The sequence below is a fragment of the Nocardia sp. 852002-51101_SCH5132738 genome (assembly GCF_001665695.1).
Classification (GTDB): Bacteria; Actinomycetota; Actinomycetes; order Mycobacteriales; family Mycobacteriaceae; genus Nocardia; species Nocardia nova.
The window spans coordinates 61133-68750 of record NZ_LZML01000119.1 but is presented as its reverse complement, the minus strand read 5'-3'; the positions used below and the strand labels follow the sequence as shown (position 1 = coordinate 68750).

At 69.3% G+C, this 7618-nt stretch carries 5 protein-coding genes and 1 pseudogene; 1 reads left to right on the top strand and 5 read right to left on the bottom strand.

The window, feature by feature from the left end; all coding sequences use genetic code 11:
* The 4 genes and pseudogenes from A5789_RS17800 to A5789_RS17785 all read right to left on the bottom strand — a co-directional run.
* Window positions 1–2510: pseudogene (locus A5789_RS17800) on the bottom strand (hypothetical protein); the annotation flags it as partial.
* A gap of 13 nt (window positions 2511–2523) precedes the next feature.
* A complete protein-coding gene (locus A5789_RS17795; RefSeq protein WP_063012630.1) occupies window positions 2524–2838 on the bottom strand; it encodes a WXG100 family type VII secretion target in 315 nt (104 codons plus the stop codon).
* On the bottom strand, window positions 2835–3362 hold the full coding sequence (locus A5789_RS17790) for a YbaB/EbfC family nucleoid-associated protein (RefSeq protein WP_064901761.1): 528 nt from the start codon (window positions 3360–3362) through the stop codon (window positions 2835–2837). The genes A5789_RS17795 and A5789_RS17790 overlap by 4 nt, the downstream gene beginning before the upstream one ends.
* 99 nt (window positions 3363–3461) lie before the next feature.
* Window positions 3462–4328, bottom strand: coding sequence for a dienelactone hydrolase family protein (locus A5789_RS17785; RefSeq protein WP_064901769.1), 867 nt, complete (start codon window positions 4326–4328; stop codon window positions 3462–3464).
* A gap of 130 nt (window positions 4329–4458) precedes the next feature.
* On the opposite strand from A5789_RS17785, the gene glmS reads away from it, so the two are divergent.
* Window positions 4459–6327, top strand: a complete 1869-nt coding sequence (gene glmS / locus A5789_RS17780; protein ID WP_064901762.1) for a glutamine--fructose-6-phosphate transaminase (isomerizing) — start codon at window positions 4459–4461, stop codon at window positions 6325–6327.
* A 15-nt stretch (window positions 6328–6342) separates the two neighbouring features.
* Here glmS and A5789_RS17775 read toward each other — a convergent pair whose 3' ends face one another.
* Window positions 6343–7533: an MFS transporter gene (locus tag A5789_RS17775; protein WP_064901763.1), complete on the bottom strand. Its 1191-nt coding sequence runs from the start codon at window positions 7531–7533 to the stop codon at window positions 6343–6345.
* Window positions 7534–7618: the final 85 nt, after the last annotated feature.

The window sequence follows — 7618 nt, the reverse complement described above, 5'->3', positions numbered from 1 at the left end:
GCGGCGATCGCATCGTCGGTCGGGTGTTGCTCGCCGGTTCGGTGGGCCGGGGTTTCCGCGGCACCCGGGTGTGCGGAACCACGACCCGGCGCATCGGCCGACTCAGGTGACCCGTTCCGAGTTCCGTTCGGAGTTCGAGGGTCCGAATCATTCGCAGCGTCGGACGGTCGTTCGACAGCCGGTTCGGCGGTATTCCTGTTCTGCGCGTGCCCGTTTCGGTCATGCGAAACCGGTGTGCGGCTCGGCTCCGGAGTGCGGGCCGGCTCCGGTCGGAGGCGGGCCGGAGCGTGGTCGGCGGCGGTCGAGCCGGGTGCGTGACGAGCAGGCTCCGGGCGGGCCGTCGTGCGCGGCGCGGATGGCGCCGGACGCGGGGACTCGGTCCTGCTCGCCGGGGTAGTGTCGGGTCGCGCGTTGTCGCGCGGGGCACGGGAATTGTCCGGGCGCGACGCGGTCTCGGGCCCGATGTGCGGGCCTGCCGATCGGGGGTCGGAGTGCGGTGTATCCGCGTGAGTCGGGGTGTGAGCCGGAGTGTTAGGGCGATGCGTGCCTTCACCACCGGCGGAACCGAGAGATCCCAGCGACCCCATGGAGGGGGCCGCCGACGGCGTCGTGGCAGCGGGGGTGTCGGCGGTCGCGGCGTGTGTGGTTGCCGGGGTGTCCTCGGCCGGAGTCGGCGTCCGATCGCCGCCGGGGTGCGGCACTGCGGCCGGGTCGACCGAACTGCCGTGTGGCGTTGCCGTGGGTTGTGCCGGATCGGGTTGCGGTGATGGTGACTCGTGTCGGCCCACCGGCGTTCCGGCATCCGGGTGTCGCGACGGATCCGGTGCTGCCGCAGGGGAATCGGGGTGCGCAGCGGAAGGCGGCGTCGCCGGATCCGAATGCGGTGAGCCCGGCTGGTCGGATCCCGGCCGAGTCGTCGTCGGCGCATCATGTGGGGGCGAACTCGCATCCGGATGCTGAGGTGTGGCATGGTCCGGCGCCGGTGGGGTGCCCGGCGGTGTGTCGTGGGAGGGCGACGAGGTCTCGGAAGCGCCCGGATGTGTGGTCCCGGCGGGTGCCGGCGAGTCGGTGTCCCAGTTCAGGCTCGACCCGGGGCGCGGTGACTGCTCGGGAACGGAATGCTCCACCGGTGCGGGATGGCCGGACGGCCCGTTCTCCGTGCCGGCGGTGTGCGGCGCCGGCGCCCCATCCGTCGTCGGCGTGTCGTGTTGCGGCGCAGTGTTTTCCGTATGTTGCGGAGGTCCGTTCCCGTGATCCGGCTGGGCGGTTCGGTCCGGTGCGGGCGCCGAATCGGTGTTGTGTCCGGTCGTGCCGGTCTCGGTGCCGGCGGGCGCGGGCTCCGAGGTGTGGGGCGACGGCTGTGCGCTGGTGTCGCCGACATGTGTGGGACCGGCCGGCGGGCCATCGTGAGCCGGGGATGGTGCGGGTGCATTGTCGTGCGCTGGGGACGACGGTCCCGGCCGCGCCGGGTTCGTTCCGTCATTCGAAGGCGTGCCGGTCGAGTTGTCGTGCGTACCACTCGAATGATTCTGTCCCGCAGCGGAATCAGAACTGTCAGCCTCCCTGGCGTCCGTCGTTCCGGATTCGTGGCTCGCGGGCGTGGTCCGCCCTTCGTGCACCTGGCCGAGCGCACCCTGAGCCGCGCCGGCGACCGACGATGTCGCGAGCGTGGTCGGGTCGACCTCGAATTTCCCGCCGAACGGGACGCTCGCGGCGGTTCCGGCGACCGATCCGGCCGCGCCACCGACAGCATCGGCGGCCGTGCGCGCGGCGAACTTTCCGGCAGTCGACCCGGCCTTGTCGACGAGGCCCTTGGCCAGCCCGTCGGAGCCCAGTTTCGCGCCCACCGCACCACCGACAGCGCCTGAAACGCTCTCGGCGAACAGCCCTTTCACTTCCTCGCCGGTGAAACCACCGCGCTTACCCTGCGCCATCTGCAGCAGACTGGCGCCCGCGTCGACACCGGCGCCCTGCGCCACACCGATGATCGCGGCTTTGGCCAGCGCCCGGGTGGAGATCTTCTGGATCAGCCACTTGATGATCTGGCGGATGGTCAGGCGCGCGGCGACCTGCGCCGCAGCCTCCTCCGCCGCGGCGGCGGGGGCGCCGATACCCGTACATGCCGTGGCGATCGCCTGGATCATCTGAATCGCGAAGATCACCAGGGTCGCGATGATGACGTATTTCGTATGTTCGATATCGGTGGCGGTGTCGTCGAGGTCCTTGCTCAGGCCCTTGACTTCCTCGATCAGCCCCGGCCACAGGCCTTTGTCGCCCGCGACCTGATCCCAGAACTCCTTGATCGCCTCGTGGGTCTTCCCGTCGACGGCGGCCAAAGCGGAGGTGGTGACCGAACCCGCGTCGGTCTGAATTTCGGTCAGGGCGTCGGCGAGCTGGTCCCAGCCGTGGGCGAGCCGCCGCATCGCGGTCTCGTCACCCTTGGGCCAATCACCGGCACCCACAACATATTTCGCGACCCACTGCAGTTCGGTGGGGATTTCGATACCCATGTGCGGCGCGGAATCAGAATTGGGTCTGGGCGATCGCACCGGCGTTGGCTTGGTCCTGCGCCTGCAGCGTTTCGGCCGCGGAGCGCATATTGCCCGCCATGCTGGTGAGGATCGCGCCGAGATTACTGCCGGTCGTGACGGCCTTACCGGCGGGATCGACGTACCCCTTCGCGAACTTCTCGCCGATTTCGTCGTCACCCCAGCACTGGCCCTCGGCCTCGACGATCCGCTTCAGGTTCTGCACCGCGGTGATCACCCGGTCCGAAACGTCGTTGTACCGGGGCTCGGTCGCCCGCAGAGCGGCCGGATCGACCTTGAACGCGCTCATCGCTCCCCCCGCAGGTAGCCGCGGTTGCGGTAGTAGTCGTCCTCGTCCTCGTCGTCGAACGCCCCCGGCTCCGACGAGCCCTGTTGCGCCGGTGCGCTTCCCGCCGGATCGGGCAGCAGCGTGTTCATCAGGTCCTTGATGCTGGGCGCACCCGGGAGGATGTCGGAGAGGTCGGGCACGTCACCGGCGACCTCCTGGATGGGTGCCAGCGCCTGCTGCGACAACTCGCCGGCCCGGCGAGCCGCGGCCTGTGCGGCCTCGGCCATCGACCTGCCGAGTTTCTCCGGGGTCGACCGCTTGAACGCCTCGGGCTCCAGATGGACCTCCACCACCACGCCCGCGACATTGGCGACGACCCGGACCAGATTGTCCGCGGACCAGGCCTCGGCGGTCGTGGCGGCCAACCGCTCCTGTACGTCGGCGAGTTCGCGCTTCTGCTGTTCGAAGGTCGCCAGAAGGGAATCGACCTCCAGTCGCAACGCCTCGTTCCGCGCCCGCGCGGCCTCCTGCTCGGCGTCCGCCATCTGTCCACCCCTCCGTCGAAAACCAGCCGTCAACATATCCGACGCGGCCCGGCGACAATCGGTTCCCACCGTTCTCGTGCGCTCCCGGGCGACGGCCTTCTACTTGCGCAGGGCGCGGGCTACCTGCACGAGCTGCAAGGGCGAAACGTGTTCGGGCTCTGGCTCTTCGGTGGCTTCGGGGTCGACGGCCGAGGTGTGGGGGATGTCGGCTTCCGGGTCGGCGAAGGGCTGATATTTCTTGTCGCCCAGGAGTTGGTAGCTGAGGTAGCCGACCAGGAGGGCTCGGGTGATGCGTTCGGTCTTGGGTTCGTACTTGGCGGCGCCGAGCGCGGCGAGAGCGCGGCGGCCCTCGACGATGCCGTTGTGGGTGGCCTTGTCGACGGTGCGCAGCGACATCGGCCCGCCCCAGGCGGTGGCGAGGGCCTGCGCGGTGCAGTTGCCGGTGGAGATGTCGACACCGCCGGCGACGATGAGGGCCGGGGTGTCGATCCGGGCGGCCAGCGCTTCCGCGCTCGGGGCGGTGGGTGCCGGGTAGAGGGCCGCCACGGCGCCGACCTTGCGCTGCGAGGCGGCGATGACGGCGGCGCCCGCGCCCATCCCGTGCCCTGCCAGGGCGAGCTTGTCCGGGTGCACGCTGAGCGCGCCGGTGCCCAGCCGCACGCCCGCGCAGATGTCGAGCGTGGTCAGCAGGTCGGTGGCCAGATTCAGGTGCGAGGGCAGCGGGCCGCGTTCGGTGTCGGGTGCGGCGGCGACGAAACCCCAGGACGCGAGGTGTTCGAGCAGTCGGCGATAGTTGCCGGCGCCGGCGAGCCAGCCGTGTCCGAAGACGACCGCGGGCAGGTTGTGGCCCTCTTCGGGGGTGAACACCACGCCGGGCTGCCCGGCGATGCCGAGGTTGCCGCGCATCACCCGGTGCGGACCAGGGCTGGTCAGAATGCTCAGAAGCGATTTCACAGACACCGACACGGGGGTGAACTCTACCGAGAGTCGCCCGGAATGCGGCACTGTCACGAGCGGAGCGGCCCGGACACGCCCCCACCTGCTTCGATAGCAGGCCGATTCGCGTGTCCACGCGGCCCAAGTAGGCTGGGACACCATGTGCGGAATCGTTGGCTACGTCGGGTACCGGGACGCGCTCGGCGTCGTCGTGGACGCACTGCGCCGCATGGAGTACCGGGGCTACGACTCCGCGGGCGTGGCGATCCTGGACGGCGCGGGCACTATCGCGGTGGAGCGCAAGGCCGGTCGGCTGGCCAATCTGGAGGCCGAGCTGGCCGAGGCCGGTCCCGCCGCGTTCGCCGGTACGACCGGTATGGGACATACGCGGTGGGCCACGCACGGCGCGCCCACCGACCGCAATGCGCACCCTCACCGTGACCTCGCGGGCCGGGTCGCGGTCGTGCACAACGGCATCATCGAGAACTTCGCCCCGCTGCGGCGCGAACTCGAGGAGGCCGGGGTCGAACTGCGCAGCGATACCGACACCGAGGTCGCGGTGCACCTGGTTGCCCATGCCTACGCGGCCGGACCCACGGCCGGTGATTTCGTCGGCAGTGCGCTGGCCGTCCTGCGCCGGCTCGAGGGCGCGTTCACACTGGTGTTCACGCATGCCGATCATCCGGGCACGATCGTGGCCGCGCGTCGCTCGACGCCGCTGGTGGTCGGTGTGGGCAAGGGGGAGATGTTCATCGCCTCGGATGTGACGGCGTTCATCGAGCACACGCGCGAAGCGGTCGAGCTCGGTCAGGACCAGGCCGTGGTGATCACCGCGGACAGCTATGTGGTCACCGACTTCGCCGGCGCCACCGAGGGCGCGCGGACCCGGCCGTTCACCATCGACTGGGATCTGGCCGCCGCCGAGAAGGGCGGCCACGACTACTTCATGCTCAAGGAGATCGAGGAGCAGCCCGCCGGGGTGGCCGAGACGCTGATGGGCCATTTCGACAACGGCCGCATCGTGCTGGACGAGCAGCGCCTCGCCGATCAGGAACTTCGCGAATTCGACAAGGTGTTCGTGGTGGCCTGCGGCAGTTCGTATCACGCCGGACTGCTGGCCAAGTACGCGATCGAACATTGGACCCGGGTTCCGGTCGAGGTGGAGCTGGCCAGTGAATTCCGCTACCGCGACCCGGTCCTCGACCGGTCCACGCTGGTCGTCGCGATCTCGCAGTCCGGTGAGACGGCCGACACGCTGGAGGCGGTGCGTCACGCCAAGGAGCAGAAGGCGCGTGTGCTCGCCATCTGCAACACCAACGGCGCGCAGATTCCGCGTGAATCCGATGCCGTGGTCTACACCCGCACCGGCCCGGAGATCGGGGTTGCCTCGACCAAGGCCTTCCTCGCCCAGATCACCGCGAATTACCTTGTGGGCCTTGCCCTCGCGCAGGCGCGCGGCACCAAGTATCCGGACGAGGTGGCTCGCGAATTCGGTGAACTGGAGGCCATGCCGAAGCTGGTGGAGCGGGTGCTCGAGACCGCGCCGCAGGTGCGCGAGATCGCCCGCCGGTTCGCGCATCAGTCGACGGTGCTGTTCCTCGGCCGCCACGTCGGCTATCCGGTCGCGCTGGAGGGTGCGCTCAAACTCAAAGAGCTCGCCTATATGCACGCCGAGGGTTTCGCCGCCGGTGAGCTCAAGCACGGCCCGATCGCGCTGATCGAGGAGGGTCTGCCGGTGATCGTGGTGATGCCTTCCCCGAAGGGACGCGCGGTGCTGCATTCGAAGCTGCTCAGCAACATCCGGGAGATCCAGGCCCGCGGTGCCCGCACCATCGTGATCGCGGAGGAGGGCGACGATACGGTCCGCCCGTTCGCCGATCATCTGATCGAGATCCCGGCCGCCCCGACCCTCTTCCAGCCGCTGCTGTCGACTGTGCCGCTGCAGATCTTCGCCGCCGAGGTGGCGCAGACCCGCGGCTACGACATCGACAAACCACGCAACCTCGCGAAGTCGGTCACCGTCGAATAGCGGCGGGCGCGCCGGTCAATCTCCCACTGCCACAAGCTCTTCGGGTGCCGTGCTGGAGCGTGTCGTGCGACGTTCCAGTGCGCCCGACCAGACGGCCGAGCCGAGTGCGCTCGTGGCCAGGACCACGCCGACCCAGCTGGAGCTCGTGTAACCGAAACCCGCGGCGATGACCGATCCGCCGAGCCATGCGGCGAGCGCGTTGCCCAGATTGAAGGCCCCGATATTCAGCGCGGAGGCCAGCGTCGGCGCCGCGGCGGCCTGATCGAGGACCCGCTTCTGCAGCGGCGGCACGGTGGCGAAGCCCAGCGCTCCGATCAGGACGACGGTGATCGCCGCCGCGACCTTGTTGTGCGCGGTGAGCGTGAACAGGGCCAGGACGACGGCCAGCGCCGCCAGCGTGATGTAGAGCATCGGCAGCAGATGGCGATCGGCGTAACGGCCGCCGACCAGATTGCCGATCAGGAATCCGAGGCCGAACAACACCATGATCCAGGTGACCGAGGTTTCGGCGAATCCGGTGACCTCGGTCATCATCGGCGCGAGGTAGGTGATGGCGGCGAAGACACCGCCGAAGCCGAGCACGGTCATCGCCATCGCGAGCAGTACCTGCGGATTGCGCAGGACCGCCAGCTCCCGGGTGAACCGGGCGTCGCGCGGTGCCGGCCGATCGGGCACCAGCGCCAGCACTCCGGCGAAGGCGAGCGCGCCGACGGCGGCGACCAGCGCGAAGGCGAGCCGCCAACCGAAATGCTGCCCCAGCAGAGTGCTCAGCGGAACGCCGACCACGGTCGCGACGGTGAGCCCGGTGAACATCATGGCGATCGCACCGGCGCGTCGGTCCGGGGCGACGAGCGATCCGGCGACCACCGCCCCGATGCCGAAGAAGGCGCCGTGCGCCAGTGAGGCGATGATGCGGCCGGTCAGCATCAGGCCGAAAGTCGGTGCGGCAGCGGACAATGCGTTGCCGGCGATCAACAGCAACAGGCTGATCAGCAGCATGCGCTTGCGGGATACACGCGTGCCGAGTCCGGTCATCACCGGCGCACCGACGAGCACGCCGAGGGCGTAGCCGGTGACCAGCCAACCGGCGGTCGGGATCGATACCGCGTAACTGTCCGCGACCCCGGGCAGCAATCCGACCACGATGAATTCGGTCGTCCCGATGGCGAATGCGCCGAGGGTGAGGGCGAGAAGTGCGAGTGGCATGGGTGCAGGCCTCCACACGGTGTTGTAGACGGGCGTTACAGGCGTCGACAATAATTGCATACGCGTGTTAATTGCAAACGCTTGC

Bases quoted from the DNA above. Each gene is read 5' to 3' on its own strand.
- A5789_RS17775 (WP_064901763.1), bottom strand. From the start codon at position 7,533: ATGCCACTCGCACTTCTCGCCCTCACCCTCGGCGCATTCGCCATCGGG.
- A5789_RS17790 (WP_064901761.1), bottom strand. From the start codon at position 3,362: ATGGCGGACGCCGAGCAGGAGGCCGCGCGGGCGCGGAACGAGGCGTTG.
- A5789_RS17795 (WP_063012630.1), bottom strand. From the start codon at position 2,838: ATGAGCGCGTTCAAGGTCGATCCGGCCGCTCTGCGGGCGACCGAGCCC.
- glmS (WP_064901762.1), top strand. From the start codon at position 4,459: ATGTGCGGAATCGTTGGCTACGTCGGGTACCGGGACGCGCTCGGCGTC.